Below are 20864 nucleotides of genomic sequence, written 5' to 3'. Positions count from 1 at the left end.
CGGGGACGCTAAATCTAGGACCTGTTCCACGGTACTGGCTCGTTCGGGTGAAAACGGCTCACGTGAACTCGGGATGGGCCTCGGGGTGCGCGTCCCACCACTTGCGGTAGTCCGGGTTGCGGTCCAGCACCGAGCGGTAGGCGTCGGCGGCGCACGCGAACACCTCGTGCGCCCGCCCGGCCACCGGTGAGTCGCGCCGCGTGGCCACGAAGATGTCGGTCATCAGCGGCATTCCGCGCAGCCGCCGGATCACGATGCCGTCGCCGGTGCGCGACGGGGCCGCCGCGAACGAGACGGCGCCGTTCGCCACCAGGCCGCGGGCCATGCCCGCCTCGCCGGTGTGGTGGGTCAGCCGCGGCACGAACCCGGCGTCCGCGCAGGCTTGGAACATCTGCATCCGGTTGCCCTGCTGCTGCGCGGGCGGGGTGACCCAGTCGCGGTCGGCGAGCTGGGAGAGCTCGATCTCGTCCTGCTCCGCCAGCGGGTCCTGCTCGGACACCGCGACGAACGACGGTTCGGTGACGAGCCTGCGCAGCTCGATGCCCGCGAGGTCGCGGGAGGGCATGCCGTCGAAGAACTCGAACAGCGCCACGTGGAGCTGCCCGGCCTCCAGCATGTCCACGACCTCCGCCGACGAGCCGCGGGCCTCCGCGCGCACGTCGGCGTTGAGCTGCCGCAGGTTCTCCACGAGCTTCGCGAAGTACAGGAACGAGACGCTGCCGAAGAAGAGCGGCCCGCAGCGGTCCGTCTCCCTGGTGGTGCTCATCAGCTGGGCCATCTCGTCGAGCACCAGCCTGGCCGTGCCCAGCACCCGGCGCCCCAGGTCGGTGGGGACGCAGCCGCTGCGCGTGCGGTCGAACAGCTGTCCCCCGACCAGTCTCTCGACCGTCCGCAGCTGCGCGGACAGGGCGGGCTGGGTCAGTCCTAGCCGCGTGGCGGCCCTGGTGACGCTGCCTTCCTCCGCGATGGTGCGGACCGCACGGAGGTGACGGAGCTCCAAGTCGGGCATAAAGACCTTGTATCCCGCTTCTGTATGCGCCGCCACCCTTCTAACGGGTCATAGTGGGTGAGCGATCTTCCGGCCCGGCACTTGCGGCAGTACCGGGTCCGGCGCGGGAGGGTGCGCACCCCTTCGGTTCGACGCTGCTGCCGGGCACCCTGCGCGGCACGGCAGCAGCGTCGGACCAATGCGTGCGTGCCGGCGCGGGGGAGCGCGCCGGCTCACCCCTCCCCACATCACGACGGCCAGGTCACGACGGGCAGGTCACGACGGCTGGATCACGACGGCCGCGCCGGTCACGGTGACGCGGCGGTCCGCGCGCGTCGCGTCGACCTCCAGCCGGGACGGCCGGCCCATGTCCTCGCCCTGGCTGATGACGAACCGCTGCGGCCCTTCGAGGTCGCGCAGGTAGCCGCCGAACGCGGCGGCGGCAGCGCCCGTGGCCGCGTCCTCCACCACGCCACCGACCGGGAACGGGTCACGCGCGTGCACCAGCTCCGGCGACTCGCGCCAGAACAGGTGCACGGTCGTGAGGTCGTGTTCGAGCATCAGGTCGCGCAACGCGTCGAAGTCGTAGTCGAGCCGGGCGAGCTGCTCGCGGCTGCGCACCGGGATCAGCAGGTGCCGCGCGCCACCGAAGCCGACGTGCACCGGACCGTCACCGATCTCCCGGTACCGCAACGCCGCCAGCGCCCGTGCGACGAGCTCCGGGTCGGCCTCCTCGGTGCTGGTGGGCACGCTCGTGAGGGTCGCCGTGCCACCGGAGGTCTCGACGGTGATCTCACCGGCGAGCGTGTGGAACGTCAGCGGCCCGTCGCCGAGCCGTTCGGCCAGCGCGACCGACGTGGCGATGGTCGCGTGCCCGCAGAACGGCACCTCCGCCTCCGGGCTGAAGTACCGGACGTGGAACTCGCGGTCCTCCTTGCCGGGGAACAGGAACGCCGTCTCGGAGTAGCCGACCTTCGCGGCCACCGCGAGCATCTCGTCGTCGGTCAGCTCCGTCGCGTCGAGCACGACACCGGCCGGGTTGCCACCCGCCGGGTCGGTCGTGAACGCGCTGTACCGCAGTACCCCCGTGTCGCTCATACCCCGGTCCAACGCGTAGCCGTGCTGAAGTCTTCCGAACAGGTACCGGCTGGTGAAGTAGGTGAGCCCGATCTTCTCCAGCACTCGGCCGGACGCCGCGTTCTCCGCCTGGTGGCCCGCGATCACCCGGTCCTTGAACGCCAGCGCCTTGTCGCGCAGCCGTGCGGCGACCTCGGTGGCGACGCCCCGGCCCCAGTGCTCGGGCGCGACCCAGTAGCCGATCTCGATCTCACCGGGCGCGTCGAGCATCTGCGCCAGCCCGATGACCTCGCCGTCCTCGACGACCGCGTGCAGGCCGAAGCCGTGCTCCTCCCAGTGCCGCAACGCCTGCTCGTGCCGCTGCGCCACGTACTCCGGCGACCACGGCTTGCCGTTGCCCACGTACTCGGTCATCCGCGGGTCGGCACCCCACCGCAGCATGTGCTCGAAGTGCTCGTCCCGCCACCGCACGAGTTCCATGCCGACCATCGTGCCTCACGGCAGCTGCGGCAGAAGCCCTTCACAGCTGCGGACGACGACCTGCGCGGCCCGGCGCTGCTCGTTCGGCGCGTGCACGTCGGCGGCCTGCGCCTGCCACCGCGCCAGCGCGTCGAACACCGCCTCGCGCTGCTCGCGCGGGTCGGCTTCGTAGTCGAAACCCAGGCGTGCCAACGGGTTCGTGCCCTCCGCGCCGACCAGTCGCATGGCCTCGGCCTGCAGCTCCGCTGGCAGCTTCGTGCGCCCGGACTGCAACGCGGCGACCAGCCGCAGCTCGCGGAAGTCGTGCGCGGAGGCCACGACGCGTTCGAGGTCGGCCATCAGCCCGCGGGCGGTCTGCCGCGGCTCCATCCGGAACAGCACGTCCAGCGCCAGCAGCGCGGAGCGGGCCTTGAGGACCTCCCTGCGCTCGGTGAAGTGCACGGCGATCGAGTCGCGCAGCTCGCCCAGCCCGCTGCGCTGCACGAGCTGGCCGGTGAGCTTGACCTGGGTGTCGAAGCCCTGCCGGATCAGCGCGGTGATCAGCCGGACGCCGAAGATGCCGAACCGGCCCAGCAACGCCTGGCGCACCACCGGGTCCATCGGCAGCGGGAACTGCTCGCCGGCGAACCGGTCCGCCGACAGCAGGTGGTCCTCCAGCTCCTCGCGGCCCAGCGCGGACAACGCCCGCAGCGCCGCGAACTCGTCCTCCCGCATCGTCCGGCCGGCCACGGCGAGCAGGCCCGCGACCGAGACCACGTTCTGGCACAACGGCCGCACCGCGACGTCCTTGCGGTAGCGGCGGGCGATCTGCTTGGCCGACGACAGCGCGTCGATCCGCCCGGCACCGATCTCGTCGGCGCGGGCGAGCACCGCGACCGTGTGCACGGCGGCACCGCGGGCGATCGGGTGGTCGTGGGCGGCCTGGAGGAACCGCAGGTCGTCGTCCTGCACGTGCCGCATCAGGTACACCAGCGCGTCGGCGTCGCCCAGGACCTGCTCGGGGCTCGCCGACGACGGCGTGTCGATCAGGACGACGTCCCGCAACGTCCGCGCCGGCCACTCCACGACCACCCGGTCGGCCCGGTCGACCTGGTCGATCTCGACGTGCTGGCGGTGGTTGCGCCTGGTCACCGCGACCTCGTGCGGACGGCTCGGCCCGGAGAACACGTGCGCTCGCGCCTGCGTTCCGCCGCGGTACCAGACGGACGAGTCCAGCGGAGCGAACTCGTCGCCGATCAGCGCGTTGACGACGGTGGACTTGCCGATGCCCGACCGGCCGGCCACCGCGACGCGCACCGGCTCGGTGTAGCGCTCGACCTGGGCGCGCAGCCAGCCGGTGGCCCGCGGGCTGTCGCGGTAGACGGCCGAGGCTTCCTGCAGCATCGACCAGACGACTCGGTCCAGGGTCACGCGGACAGCTCCATCACCGGGCCGCCCAGCGCCTGCACCCGCTTGTAGAGCGTGACCAGCTTGTCGAGCTCCTTGCGGCCCTCGCGCAGCCGCCGCTCGCGTTCGGTCTGGTCGTCCTGCAGGGCGCGCTTGGCGCTGCGGGCCGACTCCAGCAGCGTCTCCTGGAACTCCTCGGCCAGGGTGCTGAAGTGGTTGCGCAGTGCGCGCTGGATGTGCCGCGCCGAGTCGCGGACGTCCTTGGAGAACTTGACGAAGAAGTCGTCGACGTGGCGCTGGGCGGCGGCCTTCGCGGCGGCCTGGCGGCGTTTGAGCCGGGCGTCGCTCTCGTCCAGGATCGACTTGCCGCCGAACAAGGCGCCGGCGCCCAGCGAGATCACGTTGATCAGCGGCATACCGGCGAGCGAGGTGACCAGGCCGAACATCAGCAGGCCGCCGTAGGAGCCGCGCAGACCGGTGAAGAGCTTCTGCGACACCGAGAACGGCTCGATCTTCGGCTTCTCCAGCCGGCTCACCGGCTCCAGCAGGTCGTCGGGCAGCACCGAGCCGGGGATCAGGTCGTCGCGGTAGACGGGGAAGTTCTTCGCGACCTTCGCGGCCACCCACTCGGCGCGTTCCATCAGCCAGGCGAAGTTCGTGGTGGCGGCCTCGTTGAGGTTGTCCTCCAGCCACTGCTCGAACTTGTCCCAGCCGATCGCGGGATCGGCCTCGTCGTAGGTCTTGTCGACCTCGCGCAGGATCCGGCGGGTGCGGTCGCGCAGGTCGTACTCGACGTCGGAGATCAGGTCGGCCATCTCGTCGTTGAGCACGTTCTGCCAGCGCGCCGAGCGGCGGCGCAGCTCGTCGACCCGGCGCTGGGCCTCCTGCAACGTCGCGACGGTGTCGGCCGTGCGCGACGAGTCGTGCGCCGTCAGCTCCTCGCGCAACGGCGTGACCAGCTGTGTCAACGCGCTGGAGGCGACCACGGCGACGGCGCGGCGGGCCAGCAGGTCGGCGGAGGCGACGATGTCGCGCTGCACGCACGCCAGCAGGTCGGGGAAGCCGGACTCGGTGTTCAGCGCCTGGTCACCGGTCTTCGCGGCGCGCAGCCGCAGCGCCGCCGACACCGGGATGAGCTTGGCCGGCACGCCCGCGCGTTGCAGCAGCGCCCGGTTGCGTTCCACGACGGCACGCCAGCCGGGCACCAGGTCGATCTTGGTGACGACCACCGTGACGTTCGGGCAGGCCTGCATGACCTTCTTGAGCAGCATCATTTCGGCGCTCGTGAGCTCGCCCGTCGCGTCCGACACCATCAGCACCGCGTCGGCCTGCATCAGCGTCGCGAACGTGCTGGCGGTGTGCGCCGAACGGGTGTCACCCACTCCGGGGGTGTCGATGAGGACCAGGCCGTTGTCGAGCAGCGCGCGCGGGATGCCGACCTCGGCCCGCACGACCTCACGCGCCTGCGGCGTCGAGACCTGCTTGGTGACCTGGTCGATCGGCACGGCGATGCGCTCGGTCGGCGCGTGGAAGATCGAGCCGCCGGCGGAGGCGTTGCGGACCAGCGCGGCCGACGGCGTCTCGGCGTGCTGCACGTAGGTCGGCACGGTGGTCGTGATGTCGTCGCCCACCGCGCAGACGGGGGCGTTGATCAGCGCGTTGACGAGCTGGCTCTTGCCCTGCTTCGACTCGCCGACCACCAGGACGCGCAGCTTGGGGTCCAGCTGCTGGGCCCGCTTCTCGCGCAGCCGGGCCTCCAGGTCGGGCCGCCGGTGCGTGACGCAGGCGCCGATCGTCTCGTCCAGCACGTCGAGCCAAGGCGGTGCCATCACGTGACGCATAGTGCCGTGTTCACCCCCCTGGGTGAAAGCCTGGAGCGCACAACCGGGTGCGAACCGGCGAGATGCGGCCGGTCGGCGCAGCGGGTGACGTTGCTCACCGGCCAACCGGGGGAAACAGAACCGGCCCTGTCCGCTGGGGACAGGGCCGGCTCCGCGCGCGAGGGAAGATCAGCCGAGCAGGCCGTCGAGGCCCAGGTCGCCGACGACCGGGAGGCCGTGCGTGGCGTCGGTGACGGTGTTGACCACGTGGCCGACGCCGGCGGTGTCGCCGACCAGGCCCGTGGCGGTGTGCGCGACACCGGTGGCGTGGCCGACCGCGCTGCCGGCGATGTGCTCCACGCCGACCGTGGTCTCGGAGGACTGCACGCCGATGGTGCCGGTGGACAGGTCGTGCAGGCCGCCCACGTTCAGCGTGTGGCCCAGGGTGGCGTCCGCGCCGCCCACGGTGCCGAGCAGGCCGTCGGTCAGGCCGGTCACGCCGCCGAGGTGGCCGAACACCGAGTCGGTGCCGGGCACGGCCGAGGTCACGGCGCCCACGGCGGTCGAGTCGACCGTCGAGGTGGCGGTGTCGGCCACGTCCAGGACGGTGCCGGTGACCGGGGAGGTGGTCTGGTCGAGGACGCTGGCCACGTCGCCGACCGCGGAGAAGTCGCCGTCGAGGCCGATGTTGGTCGAGGTGTACTCGCCCAGCGTCTTGTTGGCGGCGATGATGTTCAGGCCGTTCCCGTCGGCGGCGAGCACGCCCGCCGACGAGGTGTGGAGGTCGCTGAGGGACAGGCCCGACGAGGTCAGCTGAGACGCGACCGCCTGCAGCTGGCTGATGGCGCCGAGCGGGCCGTCCGCGAGGAGCTCGTCGGTCGGCAGGTCCAGGTCCACACCGTCGACGGCGGGCAGGCCGTCCAGGTCCGGGACCAGGTCGAGGACCAGCGGGATGACCTCCTGGACGTCGACGGCCGTGATGTCGGACAGACCGGCCTGCTCCAGGGTGCCCTGGGCGTCGGCGGCGAACGCGGCCTTGAGGCTCGGGTCGCTGAGCAGGTTGAGCACGAAGTCGTGGAGCGTGCCGGGCGACGACATCATCGAAGGTTCTCCTGTTGGAACACGGGGTGTGGCAGATCTCTTGGCTGTCGCAGAACGTAGGAGAGCGCGTGTACCCAGAACATCGGGGATTACGCCCAGTGAATCCCCGTTCCCCGATGGGGTGATGCTCGTTGACCCCCTAAGGGGTTAGGGGCATCGCTTGAGCGTGCTTCCTTCACCCGTGTAGGTACTGGTCGCTGCTGCGAACAGGTGAGGACGAGACGTGTCGTACGTACTGGGAGTCGATGTGGGGACCACCCGCACCACGGCTGCCGTGTGCCGTCTCGACGGTGGCCGCGACGCTGAGATCGCCCTGGTCGTGCCCTCGTTGCTGCAGCTCACGGACGCGGGGACGTTCTCGGTCGGCGAGGCCGGCCCGGCCGGCTGGACCGCGTCCGGTTTTGCCCGCCGAGTGGGTGACGAGGTGCCGTTCGCCCTGGGTCCCGAGGTGGTCCCGGCCGAGGAGCTCACCGCGTTGCTCGTCCTGTGGGTCATCGGAGAGGTCGTCGCCCGACAGGGTGAACAACCCCGCCACGTGGCCGTCACCCACCCGGCCGGGTGGGGCCCCTATCGCCGGAGCCGGCTCCACGGCGCCCTGCGGCAGGTCGGGGTGCACGACGTGACCCTCGTGCCCGAGCCGCTGGCCGCCGCGGAGAACCACGCCGTGCGCGCCCGTGTGGTGCCCGGCTCGACGCTGGCGGTGTTCTCGCTCGGCAGCCACGCGTTCTCCGCGTCGGTCGTGCGGCGCACCCAGGTCCGGACGTTCGAGCTGGTCCACCACGTCGAGGGCGTCGACCACCCGGTCGGCACCGACTTCGACGACGCGCTCGCGGCGCTGGTGCGCGGCCGGCTGGGCAAGGACGCGTTCGTGTCGGTCGCGGAGTGCGAGGCGGCGAAGCGGGCGTTCGGGCCGTCGGTGGTCGTGGCCGGGGTCGAGGTGACCCGCGACGAGCTCACCGAGCAGCTGCGGCCCGCGGCCGACCAGCTCGTCAGCACGTTCGTGCGCGCGGTCGGCCCGGTGCAGCCCGAAGCGGTGCTGATGGTCGGTGGCGCGGTGCGGACACCGGTGGTCGGTGACGCGCTGGCCGCGGCCGTCGACTGCCGCGTGCTGGCCGAGGCCGCGCCCGAGCACTCCGTCGCCAAGGGCGCCGCGGTCGCCGCACGGCTGGTGGTCGTCGGTCCCGAGGCCGAGCCCGAACCGCTCGACACGTCCGTGCTCGTGCACACCCGCGAGGCCTCGCTGCGGTTCCCGGTCGGCGAGGTCGCGCGGCCCGACGACGAGGAGTTCACCGACCCGCCGCCCCGCCCGCCCGTGGACGTGCCGCCGCTCGACCTGCCACCGCCGCGGTCCAAGCGCGTGACGCGGGTGCTCAAGCCGACCGGCCGCCGGTCCGGCTCCCGTTCGGAGTGACCTCCCCCGCTACAGAGCTGCCAACTGAACTTTCGGCGACAGAAGAGGATGGCCGTTGAGCGTGACCACGCGAGCCCGACTGGTGCTGGACGACTCCGTCAGGGGTGTCCTCGACCGGATCAACGACGCCGCGCCGGGCACACGCCTGCGCGTCGTCGTCGCGGCGCCGGGGGGTCACGGCAAGACAGCGTTCCTCGGTGAGATCACGAACCCGGCCGTGCGCGTGGCCGACGACGCGCACCTGCTCGACGACGCCGCGTTGCGCGCGCTGGCCGCGGAACCGCTGCTGGTGCTGGCCTACCGGCCGTGGCCACGCCGTGCCGTGCTGGCCGAGCTGACCCGTGGCGCGGTCGTGGTGGCGTTGGCGCCGTTGTCGAAGGACCAGGTCCGCGAGCTCCTGCACGCCCCGCGCGCCGTGGTCGACTTCGTGCACGCGCAGACCGGAGGTGTGCCCGCGTACGTCGAACGGCTCGGTGCGGCGTCCGAGGTGACCGCCGAGGTGCTGTCGGCGTTCCGCGGCGACCTCGACTGGCTCGACGCGGACCTGCAGAAGTTCCTGCTGGCGGCCGAAGCCGGTGCCGCACAGCGCCTCGACCTGCTGTCGGCGTTGCTGGACAAGGACTTCGACGAGGTCAGCGACATCATCGAGGCGGCACGCGCCACCGGCCTGCTCGGCGAGGACGGCACCCTGCTGCCGCTGGCGCACCGCGCCGTCGGTGCCCTGACCCGCACGGAACGCCGCATCGCCGTGCGCCAGCGCCTGGCCCAGCTCCAGCTCGACCGCGGCGGTCCGGTCCTCGACCTGGTCCGCCCGCTGGTCGACACGGGCATCGGCGGCCCGGTCTTCGCCGCCGCTGCCCGCGAGGCGCTGCCCGTCGACCCGGCGCTGGCCGCCCGGCTGTTCAAGGCCTCCACCGGCGGTGGCGCGGCACCCTCCGAGACCGCCGCGCAGTGGGCCACCGCGTCGGCCATGGCCGGTGACCTCGACTCCGCCCTGCGGCTGGCCGACCAGGTCATCAGCGCCCCCGACTCCCCGCACCGCCGCACCGCCGCCGAGGTGGCCGCCGTGGCGCTGGCCCACCGCGGCCAGCTCGCCCGCAGCACCGAGCTCTTCCGCTGGGCCGCCACGCCCTACGCCGCCGCGTTCGCCGGCATCGGCTCGCTCGGCACCGGCACCCTGGTCGACGACACGCCCGCCCAGCCGCCGACGTTGCTCGGTGGCGCGGCATCGCTGATGCTGCAGGGTGTCCGCCAGTCGATCGCGGGCTCCGACACCGCGGCACTGTCCACTTTGGTCCGTGCGTCGTCGTTGCTCGAACCCGCGGGCGGCGCCGTGCTGCTGCCCGACAGCCCCGCGTCGCTGGCCGCGCTGGTCGCCATCCACTGCGGCGAGCCCAACGTCGCCGAGTCGGTGCTGGACCGCGCCGTCGAGACCGGCACCGGCGGCGTCCTGATGTCCGTCCGCCACCGCCTGCTGCAGGCCTGGCTGCACATGCTGCGCGGCAACCTCGCCGTGGCCCGCGAGACCCTGATGTCGGTGCGCGGCGCGTTCGAGCCGCGTGACTGGATCTTCGCCGTGGCCCTGGAGGTCGGTGTCGCCCGCCGCAACAGCGACCTCGCGACCCTGCGCCGCACCTGGGAGCAGGCCTGCGAGGCCGTGCTGCGCCACCCCGTCGACCTGTTCTCCCTGCTGCCGCTGGGCGAGTTCGCCGCCGCGGCCGCCCGCCTGCGCGACCAGGACCGCCTCGCACCGCACCTGGCGCAGGCCGTGGCCCTGCTGAGGTCGCTGGGCGACCCGCCGCTGTGGGCGACGCAGCTGCACTGGAGCCTGCTGCACGCGGCGATCATCGACGACGACCACGCCGCCGCGGAGGACCACGCCGCGGCACTGGCGCAGGCCCGTGACCACAACCGCTACTGCGCCACCCTCTCCGCCGCCGCGGAGTGCTGGCTCGACGTCGTGGCCGGCAAGGTCGACGCCGACCGCGTCGAGGAGGCGGCCCGCGGCCTGCACGCCGTCGGCCTGTGGTGGGACGCGGCCCGCCTGGCCGGTCAGGCGGCGATCAGGACGTCGGACCGGCAGGCGATGGTGCGGCTGCTGGACTGCGCGCGGCTGCTGCAGGGACGGCCGGTGTCGGCGCGGCGCGCGGCCGAGGCGGACGCGCCGGTCGTGGTCGAGGACGCGGGCAAGCTCAGTGAACGGGAGCGCGAGGTCGCCGGGCTGGTGCTGGAGGGGATGACGTACAAGCAGGTGGGCGACCGGCTGTTCATCTCGGCCAAGACCGTCGAGCACCACATGGCCCGGATGCGGCAGCGGCTGGGCAGCACCAGCCGCAGTGACCTGCTGGCGCAGCTGCGGCACATCGTGGGAACCGGTTCCTGAGACCGGTCGCCCTGGTCAAGCCGGTGACGCAGCGAGGTCGTTCCTCCCCCGACGGGGCGAACACCGCTGCGCATTGGGGCGATGCGGTTGCCGGCGGTAGGCTTCCGGACCGTTGCTCGTCGAGCAGGTCAGGTGGAGCGGTTGCCGAGCCAGGACGATGCGAGACCGTCACGCCCGCCGGGGCGTGACGAGCTGGCGCACGACTGGGCCGTCGAGATCAGCCGCACCTCCTACGTCCCGTTGTCCGCCGCGAAGCTGACCGAGGAGCTGCGCGAGCTGCTCAACGTCGTCGCGGACGCGGTCGCCGGTGCGCCGGAGACCGCCGCACGGGCCGGGGCACGGCTGGTCGAGATGCACTGCGTCGGCGCGGGCAGCCTGCGCAGGTCCGTCGAGCTGCTGGCGCGGTTTGTCGCGCACGAGACGACGGACCCGCACAAGGCCGCGCTGGTCATCGGGGAGATGTCGGCCGGCTACACCGACGCGATGCAGGCGTTCGTGCTGGAGCAGCAGGAGAGCGTCAGCCAGGCGTTGCTCAAGGCGAACCGGGCCGTGCAGCTCGACCTGCAGGCCAGCGAGGAACGGTTCCAGGACATCTTCACCCACTCGTCGACGGGCATCGCGATCGTCGGCCTCGACGGCCGGCTGGAACGCGCGAACGACGCGCTGTGCGCCATCCTGCACCGCGACGACGTCGGCGACCTGACGCTCGCGGACCTCATCGCCCCCGCCGACCTGCCGCTGGTCATGACCGCGCTGGAAAGCCTGAAGCACGGGCGCATGCGCAAGATCGAGGAACGGCCGCGGCTCATCGACCGCGACGGCGAGCACTTCCGGGTGCTGCTCGCGGCGACCGTGCAGAAGGACGCGGACGACAACCCGCGGCACTACGTCGTGATGATCGACGACGACAGCCAGCTGACGTTGCTCGGCGGGCGGCTGCAGTACCAGTCGCTGCACGACGCGCTGACCGGGCTGCCGAACCGGCAGTACCTCACGACGCGGCTGGAGTCGTTGCTGCACAGCGACGTCGAGCACGGCGTGACGCTCTACCACCTCGACCTCGACGCGTTCGCGGTGATCACCGACGGACTCGGCCGCGAGATCGGCGACCGGGTGCTCCGGCTCGTCGCGGAACGGCTCTCGGCCGTGTTCGCCGGCGAGAAGGCCATGGTCGCGCGGCTGGAGGGCGACGAGTTCGCCGTGCTGGTCGAGAACGGGCCGGACACCCCGGACGTCGACACGACGATCAGGACGATCGAGCACGAGCTGGCCGAACCGGTCTACTTCGACGGGCACGGCGTCGCGGTGTCGGCGTCGATCGGCGTGCTGCCGCGGCTGCACCCCGGCGGCCACCCGGCCGAGGTCCTGCGGGCGTCGGACATGACGTTGCGCAGGGCCAAGCGCAGCGGCCGCAGGCAGTGGGGGCTGCACGACGCGACGCTGGACAAGCGCGAGCAGGAGGAGTTCTCCCTCGCCGCCGTGATGCCCGGCGCGTGGGAGAACGGCGAGATCGACGTCGTGTTCACCCCGGTGATGCGGCTCGACGGCCGGTCCCGGGTCTGCGTCGAGGCGGAGCTGCACTGGCAGCACCGCGATGCCGGGCTGATCACGCACGAGAGGTGCGTGGCGATGGCCGAGCACACCGGGCTGATGCTGCCGCTCGGCGAGTGGGTGCTGCGCACGGCGGCGGAAGCGGCGAGCGGCCACGACGAGGTGCTCGCGGTGTGCCTGACGGCCAGCCTCGCGAACAGCCCCGACCTCGTGCGCGACGTGCGGCGGGTGCTCGCCGACACCGGACTGCCCGCCGGCCGGTTGCTGCTCGGCTTCCCCATGCACGTGCTGGCCGCGTCGGACAGCGAGGCGGCCGACAACCTGGACCTGTTGTCGGACATGGGGATCCACATCGGTGCCCGCGACTTCCGCGGCTCCACGGCGGAGATCGAGCTGGTCCGCTCGCTCGGCATCAGGGCGGTGCGCGTCGCCGGTCGCGGTCAGAAACCGGACGAGCTGGTGTCGCACGTGCTCAGCGACCTCATCGGGTTCGTGCACAAGGCCGGTGGGATCGTCGTGGTGGACTCGGTCGAGGACGCCGAGCAGCGCGACTGGTGGACGGAGCTGGGGGCCGACGCGGGGGTCGGCCCGGTGTTCTGCCGGCAACCGGCTACGAGCTGGCCCGCCGCGGACTGAGGTGCACGAGGACCAGCGCGAAGCCCGCGACGGTCACCATCCGCAGCGCGGCACCGATGCCGTTCCAGTCCTTCGACTGCCACATCGCGAACCACTCGCCGCCGACCGTGATGAACCCGCCCAGGAACAACGCCACGACCATCAGCAGCCCCGCCGACGCGAGACCGCGCGCGTTGTCCTCGCGGCCGCGGAGGTAGGCGACGGTGCCGGCGGTCAGCAGGAGCGCGGAGACCGCCTCCCACACGATGATCGCGACGTAGACGAGCGTCACGACCGCGGGACTGGTGATCGCCCGCCACCTGAGACCTGCACCGAACGTGGTGTCCATCGCGAGCACGTGCCGCACGAACGCCTCGTTCGTGCCGTAGTCCGTGACGTTGCCGAGCACCACCAGAAGCATGTTCAACGCGATGAACCCCACGGTCACCGCGACAACCGCGCGCAAGCTGCCGACCCGAGCAAGTAAACGCATGGCGCGGACAGTAACCGATAGGGTTCGGGCGGTGAGCCGTGTTTGTGTCGTCTCCCACCGGCTGGGCGGGTTCGACGGGGTCAGCGTCGAGGCGGCGAAGTGGGCGGACGCCTTCGCGGTGCTCGGCTGGGACGTCACGCTCGCGGCCGGCCACTTCGCCTCGGGCACAGGGGTTGTCGTCCGCGGCATGTGGGCCGACCGCCCCGGGGGTGACCCGCCGCCCGTCGACCACGCCCTGATCGCGGAGCTGTGCGCCACGCACGACCTGGTCGTGCTCGACAACGCCGGGTCGCTGTGGAGTGCGCCGGAAGCCGCTGTGGCGTGGGAAGAGCACGCTCTCACGGCCGGGGTGCCGGTGATCCTGCGCCATCACGACCCGGCGTGGCAGCGCGTCCAGCTGCGCCCGGTCGACGGTGACGTCGTCCCGCTGCACCACCCCGCGCACCTGCACGTGCTCATCAACTCGGTGACCGAACGGGAGTTCCTCGCGCGCTGGCCGCGGTTGCACACCAGGGTGGTGCACAACCGGGTCGACGTCGCCGGTCTCGCCCGCGGCGACCGCGCCGGAACACGTGCCGCGCTCGGTGTCGCCGACGACGACTACCTCGTCGTGCACCCCGCACGGGTCGAGGGCACGTCGAAGAACATCCCCGGCGCCGTCGACTTCGTGCGCAGGCTGTCCGCACGCCGCCCCGGCGTCCGCTACTGGCTCACCGACGACGCTCCCTGCGCTGCCGTGGAAGGACTTCCGGGCGTGGTGCGCGGCCGCGTCGCCGGCCAGGCCGACCTCTACGCGGCCGCGGACCTCGTGCTGCTGCCGTCCACCTGGGAGGGCTGGGGACTGCCGGTCTGCGAGGCCGCGGCGGCCCGGAAACCCGTTGTGGCGGGCCCGTACCCGGTGCTGGACGAGATCCGCGGGCTCGGGCTGACCGTCATCGACCCGTCCGACCTCGACGGCCTGCTCGCCGTGACCGACGACATGCTCGACGCCAACGTCCGTGCCGTGCAACGACATCTGGACCTGCGCGGGCTCCCGCCCGTGCTGGCGCGGCTGGCAGGGGACGCGGCCGCGCTCAGCACGGGTCCTGGAACTCCAGCTGCGGCAACGTCTCCCGCCACAGCTCCGGAGTGAGCACGCCGCGCGTGGTCGTGCAGATCCGGCCGACCTGGTGCTCGACGTCGAGGTCCCACAGCCGCACCACGCCGTCGGCGTTGCCGGTGGCGAGCAACCGGCCCTGCGTCGAGAACCGCACGTACGGCTCGGACGTCCAGTCGCCGGTGATCTGCTGGCCCAGGTAGAACGGCTTGGCCGGGTCGCTGATGTCCCACAGCCGGAACGACCGGTCCGCGCTGCTGCTCGCGAGCGTCCTGCCGTCCGCGCTGACCGAGATCGTGGTGATCGTCCCCGTGTGCCCCTCCAGCTCGCTGATCAGCCGCGGGTGCTCCCGGTCTCGCACGTCGTAGAACCGGATCACCCTGCTCTGCCCGGCCGTGACGAGCACGGTGCCGTCCGCGGTGAACACCGCCTTGTGCAGGACCTGCGGGTCCTCGATCGGCCTGCCCAGCAGCCGGGCCCGCGCCGGGTCGCTCACGTCCCACAGCCGCACCGTCCGGTCGCTGCTCGCGGTGGCGAGCGTGCGGCCGTCGGGGCTGAACTCGATGCCGTTGACGTAGCCGTCGTGCCCGGTCAGCGGCGCGCCCAGCGGCACCGGCCGGGCCGGGTCCCTCGCGTCCCACAGCTGCACCGAGTTGTCGTCGTGGCTGGTCACCAGCACCGTCCCGGCCGGGCTGAACATCGCGGCCGTCGCGAACCTGGTCGGCAGCGCGAGCGGTTCACCCAGCGGCGCGGCGTGCGCGGGGTCGGCCACGTCCCACCGCCGGACCGTCTGGTCGCCCGCCGCGGAGACCAGCACCGCGCCGTCGGGCCGGAACGCCGGCGGGCCCACCGACCGCTCGTGCCCGAGCAGCGGCGGCCCGGCCTGCCGGGGGTGCTGCGGGTCCGCGATGTCCCACAGCCGCACGGTCTTGTCGGCCGAACCGGTCGCCATCAACCGGCCGTCCGCGCGGAACGCCGGCTCTCCCGCCCTGGCGGTGTGACCGAGCAACCGGGCGCTCGGCAACGTCCACAGGTGCGCGGCGTTCTCCTGCGACCCGGTCGCGAGCGTGGCGCCGTCCCGGCTGAACCCGACCGCGAACAGGGCACCCCCGCGCGCCGCGAGCGGACGCCCCAGCTGGCTCGCCGTCTCCGGGCTGCTGATGTTCCACAGCCGCGCGGTGGCGTCGGCGGCGGCGGAGGCGAGCACCGGCTCGGTCGGGCTGAACTTCACCGACCACACGCCCTCGGTGTGGCCGACGAGCGGTTGCCCCACCAGCTCCTGCGTTGCCGGGTCCCACAGTCGCACGGTCTTGTCGTCGGAGCCGCTCGCGAGCAGCTTGCCGTCGCCGCTGAACGCCACGCTGTGGATGCCGTCGGTGTGCCCGGTCATCGGCTTGCCGACCCTGGTCCTTCTCGCGACGTCCCACAGCAGGACCGTCTTGTCGTCGCCCGTGGTCGCCAGCGTCCTGCCGTCCGGGCTGAACGCGAGCGAGCGGACCGCGGCGGTGTGCTCGCGCAGCGGTTCGCCGGACGGCTTGGCGTGCGCCGGGTCGCTCACGTCCCACAGCCGCGCCGACCTGTCCTCGTTCGCCGCCGCGAGCAGCCGGCCGTCCGGGCTGAACTCCAGCAGGTAGGTGGGGCCGTTGCCGGTCTCGATCGTCCGGAGCTCCCTCGGTGAACCGGGGTCGGACACGTCCCACAGCCGGATCGTGGCGTCCTGGCCGGTGGTGGCGAGGAGCTTGCCGTCCGGCGAGAACACCGCCGTGCTCAGCCAGTTGTTGTGCCCGGTGATGACCGCGAGCTCCCTGGGGCGGCTGCGGTCCCGGACGTCCCACAGCCGCGCCGTGCGGTCGTAGCTGGCCGTGGCGAGCAGCGTGCCGTCCGGGCTGAACGTCGTCAGGTAGACGGCGCCGGTGTGCCCGCTGAGCGGCACGGCCAGCGGAACCTGCTGCGTGGCGAGCACCTTGGCGTTCACGGCCTGGTCGTCCGGGCGCATCCGGTGCGCCACGAGCAGCAGCTGCGACGACAGCGACGGGTCGGTCGCGGCCAGCCGGTCGGCCTCGGCGACGACCTGGCGGAACCGGGCGTCGTTGCGCTGCTGCACCGAGATCACCGCCGCACCCGCCGCTATCAGCGCGAACACGGCGACCAGCGCGACGGCGCTGCGGCGCAGCCAGATGCTCTTGCGGTGCTGGCGTTCCGACGTCCGCACGAACTCCTTCGCGAGCGTGGTGACGTTCTGCTGCTGCCGCACGCCCTCCAGCCGTGCGCCGCGGTAGAGCATCGACGAGTCGCGGCCCTGCGTGGCCCAGGTGGCCGCGTCCTCCTCCAGGCGTTGCCGGGTGAGGGTGCCCGCGCGGTCCTCGTCGAGCCAGCCGCGCAGCCGCGGCCACGCGTGCAGCAACGCCTCGTGCGTGATCTCGACGCTGCCCGCGTCGAGCGTGATCAGCCGGGCCCTGGCCAGCACCTCCAGCGCCCGCTCGGTCGCCGGCGGGTTCGTGCTCGCCTCCAGCAGGCTGTGCCGGCTGGAGCGGCGGCGCGTGTCCTGCGTGTCGTCACCGACCCTGACCAGGCGCAGGAGCAGCTGCTTCGCGGCGTGCTGGCCGGGTTCGTCCAGGTCGGACCACGCCCGTTCGGCCGTGGTGGCCACCGCGCCCTGGATGCCGCCCGCCGCACGGTAGCCCGCGATCGTGAGCCGGCCCGCCTGCCGCCGCTGCCAGGTGACCAGCAGCGCGTGGCTGAGCAGGGGCAGCGCGCCCGCGTCGTAGGCGTCCTTGCCGCGCCGGTTCTGGGCGCCCAGGTCGCGCAGCATCAGGTCGACCAGGCCTGCTTCGAGCTGCAGCCCCGCGGCCTTGGCCGGGTTCGTGACCGCGTCGCGCACCTCGGCCGCCGACATCGCGCCGAGCACCATCTGGTTGCTCTGCAGCGCCTCGGCGAGCTCGGGGAAGTCGAGGCAGCGGGCGTAGAAGTCGGCCCGCACCCCCAGCACGACCGCCGTCGTGCCCGCCGCCGCGTGCAGGGCCTGCACGAACACCCGCAGCCGGTGCGCGTCGCCGCCGAGCGTGAACGCCTCCTCGAACTGGTCCACGATCAGCACCCGGTCGCCGACCGCGCGCGGCACCTCGCAGGAGAGGTCGACCGGCACGTCCGCGGCGACGGCGGCCTCCAGCGGGCCGATCAGCTCGGGCAGCTGCAGCGCCAGCTCCTTGAGCGGGTCGCTGCCGGGGGCCAGGACGACCGCCTCCTTGCGGAGACGGGGCAGCACACCCGCTTTCATCAAACTCGACTTACCGGCACCCGACGCGCCGACGAGCATTGTTATGCCGTTGTCGTTCATCCGCGCGAGAAGCGCGTTTGTCGCTCGTTCCCGGCCGAAGAACCAATTCGTGTCCTGCGGCCCGAATGCGCTCAGACCCATGTACGGGCAAACGGCGTTTTCGTCCTGGGGGGGTGTGTCCGTGTCGCCGACCGGACTGGCGAGCGCTTCCTCCCACAACGCGCGCCACGCCCCGACGTCGTAAAGTCCCTCGACGACCGGCTGGGGCCTGCGCTTGCGCGCCTCGCCGGTGAGCACCTCCAGCACGGCGCTCAGCCCGCTGAACCGCGCCGGCACGTTCCGCCCGCGCCGCCAGTCGCTGACGCGCTGGGCGGGCACGCGCACCGGTCTGCCCTGTTCGTCCGTTCGGCGGGCACGGGTCACCGACTCCGTGACCCGCTTCAGCGGCGGGTCACCTGCCTCCGCGTAGAGCAGCGCGAAGCGCTCCGCGAAGACGCCACGGGGTCCCAATCGGCCTCCACCTCGTCCGGACCGGAAAACGCACACCGCCCGCCTGAGCTGCGGCGCACGCGCCGGACGGGCCCTTCCGGGCCCACCCTAACGAGGTGGTCTGACAACCTCGACCCCACGTCCTTCACGAGACCGGGAGACCGTCACGGTGGTAGCGGCTGACTGGGGCAACACTTCCACGGCTGAGGAGCGCTGGGGGTCTCCTCAGCCGTGGCCTCGCCCGAGCGAGTGGCAGGGCGCGGCCTGCTAGCTCAGGCGGCCCGCCAGAGCGCGTCCGCCTCGGGTTGCTTCGGCTGCACCCGGTTCGGATCGGGCAGGTACCGCTCGACCGGCAACGTCACGAACGTGATGTTCGCCGGTTTCAACGCCGTGAGTTTCCCGGCGAGCTCCCCCAACGCGCTGATCGACCCGATTTCCTCGTCGGTCACTATCGACCGCGTGAGGATGTCCGCGAGTTCGAACGTCTTCTGCGGACTGCCGAGCCAGTTCTCGTTCGCGATTTTCCGGCTCAACGCCGTCATGAAGAGCTGCTGGTTCCTGATGCGGTTCAGGTCGCTGCCGTCACCGATGCTGTAGCGGGTCCGCACGAATGCGAGCGCCTGCGTTCCGTCGAGCCGGTTCGGACCGGCCGGCACGTGCAACCCGCTCTTCTCGTCGTCGATCGCCTCCGGCAACGTGACGTCGACACCACCGAGCCGGTCGACGACATCGCGGAACCCGGCAAAGTCGATCTGCACGAAGTGGTCGATCCTGAGGTTGCTCATCAGCTCGACCGTCGCCACCGTGCACGCCGCGCCCCCGGTGGCGAAGGCGCTGTTGAACATGGCGACGTCCACCGGCGGGTGGTCACCGCACCGCGGCCGCGGCACCATCGTGTCGCGCGGGATGCTGATCACCCGCGCCGTGTCGCCCGCGGCGTTGAGCTGCACGACCATGGCGGTGTCGGACCGCCCGTCGTCCCTGCCGATGAGCAGGACGTTGAGCGGCCGCCCCGGCGTCGACGGCGGCCGGGCGTTGACGCTGAGCTCCTTGGCGAGGTCGACCGTCCGGAGGTTGCTCTCCAGCCGCGCGTAGGACCCCCCGGCGAGGACGCCCGCAGCGACGACCACGGCGGCGCCCGAGACCACCAGCCATCGTTTGACGTGGACGTTCATGCCTTCGACGGTGCCCGCACAATGTGTGGACCCTGTAGTCGAACTGTCAGGGTTGTGTCACAGCGTCCCTGAGCCGGTCGAGGAACCGCGCGTTGTCCGCGCTGACGGCGTACCGCGCGGTGCTCCTGCCGGTGCCGATGTCGCGGCCGAACGGACTCCCCTCGGCGAGGAACCGCTGGTCCGCCACGAGCTTGCCGCGCGTGTACGTGCCGGTGAGCTCGATCGCGAACCGGTCCTCGACGTACGTGGCCAGCTCCGGGTCCACCAGGATCGCCGCCGCCAGCGGGTCGTGCGGCACGAACCCCGCCTTGCCGAGGAAACTGCCGTAGAAGTCGGCGTAGAACCCGAGGATCTGCCGCGGATACCCGCTCTCCGGCAGCGCTTCAAGCCACTCACCCGGCGCGTGGCTCGCCATCGTGACGTCGAGCCCGACGATCGTCAGGTCCTCGAACCCGGCGTCCAGCACCAGGTCCGCGGCCTCCGGGTCGTGCCAGAAGTTGGCCTCGGCGTGACTGGTGATGTTGCCCGGCACGCCCAGCGCACCCCCCATGACGACGGTGCGGTCGAGCAACCGCGGCAGCTCCGGCTCGATCTGCACCGCCAGCGCGACGTTCGTGAGCGGCCCGATGGCCAGCAGACTCAACTCTCCCGGATTCGCCCGCGCGAGCCGCGCGATCTGCTCGGCCGCACTCTCCCCGGCGGTGTGCACCCTCGTGGGCTCGTCCCCGGCAAACCCACCGAGCCCATCCGCCCCGTGCACGTCCTCGGCGGTCTTGAGCGGCTGCGCCAACGGCCGCGCCGCCCCCATGGCCACCGGAGCGTCGATCCCCAACCGCTCGGCGAGCCGCAGCGCGTTGACCGTGGCCTGCCGCACCGGCACGTTCCCGTGCACCGTGCCAATGGCGACGATCTCGGTGTCGGCCTGCGCCTTCAGGTAGTAGAAAGCGAGGGCATCATCGATGCCGGGATCCGCGTCGACGATGAGCCGCATGCACCCGATCATGCCACCGGGACCGCCGATGACAATCCGCAAAGCCGTGCTCGCCGACGCCCCTGCCATCGCGCAGGTCCACGTCCGCTCCTGGCAGACCACCTACCGCGGCCACCTGCCCGACTCGTTCCTCGACAGCCTGTCCGCGGACTCCCGCACCCCCATCTGGGAACGCGACATCCCGTCCGGCAACGTGTGGGTCGCCCTGGCCGACGACGAGGTGGTGGGCTTCGCCTACGCCGGCCCCGCCCGCGACCCGGACGCCACCTCCGAGCTGTACGCGATCTACCTCCTCGCCTCCGCCCAGGGCACCGGCCTGGCCCACCCTCTGGCTGTTTCGGCCCTGGAGGGCCTCACCGACACCGTCCTCTGGGTGCTGGCCGGCAACCACCGCGCCCGCCGCTTCTACGAACGCCTCGGCTTCGTGCTCGACGGGTCGACCCGTCAGGAGACGATCGGTTCGGCCGTGATCGAGGAGGTCCGCTACCGCCGCCCCTGACGCCTACCATCCGGTCATCCGCCGACCAGGGG

14 protein-coding genes are annotated in these 20864 nt (G+C 72.2%); 5 read left to right on the top strand and 9 right to left on the bottom strand.

Going from position 1 to position 20864, the window contains the following annotated elements; all coding sequences use genetic code 11:
* Positions 1-58: 58 nt before the first annotated feature.
* From ADL03_RS02690 to ADL03_RS02670, 5 genes are all read right to left on the bottom strand, one after another.
* Positions 59-1009 (bottom strand): LysR family transcriptional regulator, encoded by a 951-nt coding sequence (locus ADL03_RS02690; RefSeq protein ID WP_053731742.1) that lies wholly within the window; start codon positions 1007-1009, stop codon positions 59-61.
* A gap of 255 nt (positions 1010-1264) precedes the next feature.
* Positions 1265-2545, bottom strand: coding sequence for a PhzF family phenazine biosynthesis isomerase (locus ADL03_RS44990; RefSeq protein ID WP_197288021.1), 1281 nt, complete (start codon positions 2543-2545; stop codon positions 1265-1267).
* A gap of 15 nt (positions 2546-2560) precedes the next feature.
* A complete protein-coding gene (locus ADL03_RS02680) occupies positions 2561-3955 on the bottom strand; it encodes a GTPase domain-containing protein (protein WP_053731741.1) in 1395 nt (464 codons plus the stop codon).
* Positions 3952-5760, bottom strand: coding sequence for a dynamin family protein (locus tag ADL03_RS02675; RefSeq protein WP_082372826.1), 1809 nt, complete (start codon positions 5758-5760; stop codon positions 3952-3954). The genes ADL03_RS02680 and ADL03_RS02675 overlap by 4 nt, the downstream gene beginning before the upstream one ends.
* A 180-nt stretch (positions 5761-5940) precedes the next feature.
* Entirely contained in the window at positions 5941-6852 is a 912-nt protein-coding gene (locus ADL03_RS02670; protein WP_053731739.1) for an IniB N-terminal domain-containing protein, read from the bottom strand.
* Positions 6853-7075: 223 nt separating this feature from the next.
* Between ADL03_RS02670 and ADL03_RS02665 the strand changes: the two genes are divergently transcribed.
* The 3 genes from ADL03_RS02665 to ADL03_RS02655 all read left to right on the top strand — a co-directional run bounded on the left by ADL03_RS02665 (position 7076) and on the right by ADL03_RS02655 (position 12833).
* A complete protein-coding gene (locus tag ADL03_RS02665; protein WP_053731738.1) occupies positions 7076-8263 on the top strand; it encodes an Hsp70 family protein in 1188 nt (395 codons plus the stop codon).
* 61 nt (positions 8264-8324) lie between these two features.
* Positions 8325-10646, top strand: a complete 2322-nt coding sequence (locus tag ADL03_RS02660) for a LuxR C-terminal-related transcriptional regulator (protein ID WP_082372825.1) — start codon at positions 8325-8327, stop codon at positions 10644-10646.
* Positions 10647-10778: 132 nt separating this feature from the next.
* Positions 10779-12833 (top strand): bifunctional diguanylate cyclase/phosphodiesterase, encoded by a 2055-nt coding sequence (locus ADL03_RS02655; RefSeq protein ID WP_053731737.1) that lies wholly within the window; start codon positions 10779-10781, stop codon positions 12831-12833.
* On the opposite strand, the gene ADL03_RS02650 is transcribed toward ADL03_RS02655, so the two are convergent.
* A complete protein-coding gene (locus ADL03_RS02650) occupies positions 12808-13305 on the bottom strand; it encodes a DUF2165 domain-containing protein (RefSeq protein ID WP_053731736.1) in 498 nt (165 codons plus the stop codon). The two genes, ADL03_RS02655 and ADL03_RS02650, sit on opposite strands and share 26 nt — an antisense overlap.
* Before the next feature lie 31 nt (positions 13306-13336).
* Here ADL03_RS02650 and ADL03_RS02645 point away from each other — a divergent pair, with 31 nt between their 5' ends.
* Positions 13337-14437 (top strand): glycosyltransferase family 4 protein, encoded by a 1101-nt coding sequence (locus tag ADL03_RS02645; protein ID WP_053731735.1) that lies wholly within the window; start codon positions 13337-13339, stop codon positions 14435-14437.
* Here ADL03_RS02645 and ADL03_RS02640 read toward each other — a convergent pair.
* From ADL03_RS02640 to ADL03_RS02630, 3 genes are all read right to left on the bottom strand, one after another.
* Positions 14379-18188 carry a hypothetical protein gene (locus ADL03_RS02640; protein WP_053731734.1) on the bottom strand — a complete coding sequence of 1270 codons (3810 nt, stop codon included), beginning with the start codon at positions 18186-18188 and terminating at the stop codon, positions 14379-14381. The genes ADL03_RS02645 and ADL03_RS02640 overlap by 59 nt on opposite strands.
* A gap of 251 nt (positions 18189-18439) precedes the next feature.
* Positions 18440-19342, bottom strand: a complete 903-nt coding sequence (locus ADL03_RS02635) for an LCP family protein (protein ID WP_053731733.1) — start codon at positions 19340-19342, stop codon at positions 18440-18442.
* Positions 19343-19388: 46 nt separating this feature from the next.
* Positions 19389-20333, bottom strand: coding sequence for a nucleoside hydrolase (locus ADL03_RS02630; protein ID WP_053731732.1), 945 nt, complete (start codon positions 20331-20333; stop codon positions 19389-19391).
* A 28-nt stretch (positions 20334-20361) separates the two neighbouring features.
* Between ADL03_RS02630 and ADL03_RS02625 the strand changes: the two genes are divergently transcribed.
* Positions 20362-20832 carry a GNAT family N-acetyltransferase gene (locus ADL03_RS02625; protein ID WP_053731852.1) on the top strand — a complete coding sequence of 157 codons (471 nt, stop codon included), beginning with the start codon at positions 20362-20364 and terminating at the stop codon, positions 20830-20832.
* Positions 20833-20864 lie beyond the last annotated feature (32 nt).

It is taken from the genome of Nocardia sp. NRRL S-836, from assembly GCF_001279525.1.
In the GTDB taxonomy this organism is placed as follows: domain Bacteria; phylum Actinomycetota; class Actinomycetes; order Mycobacteriales; family Pseudonocardiaceae; genus Lentzea.
The sequence above is the reverse complement of the archived record's forward strand: the minus strand, read 5'-3'. Positions and strand labels throughout refer to the sequence as shown.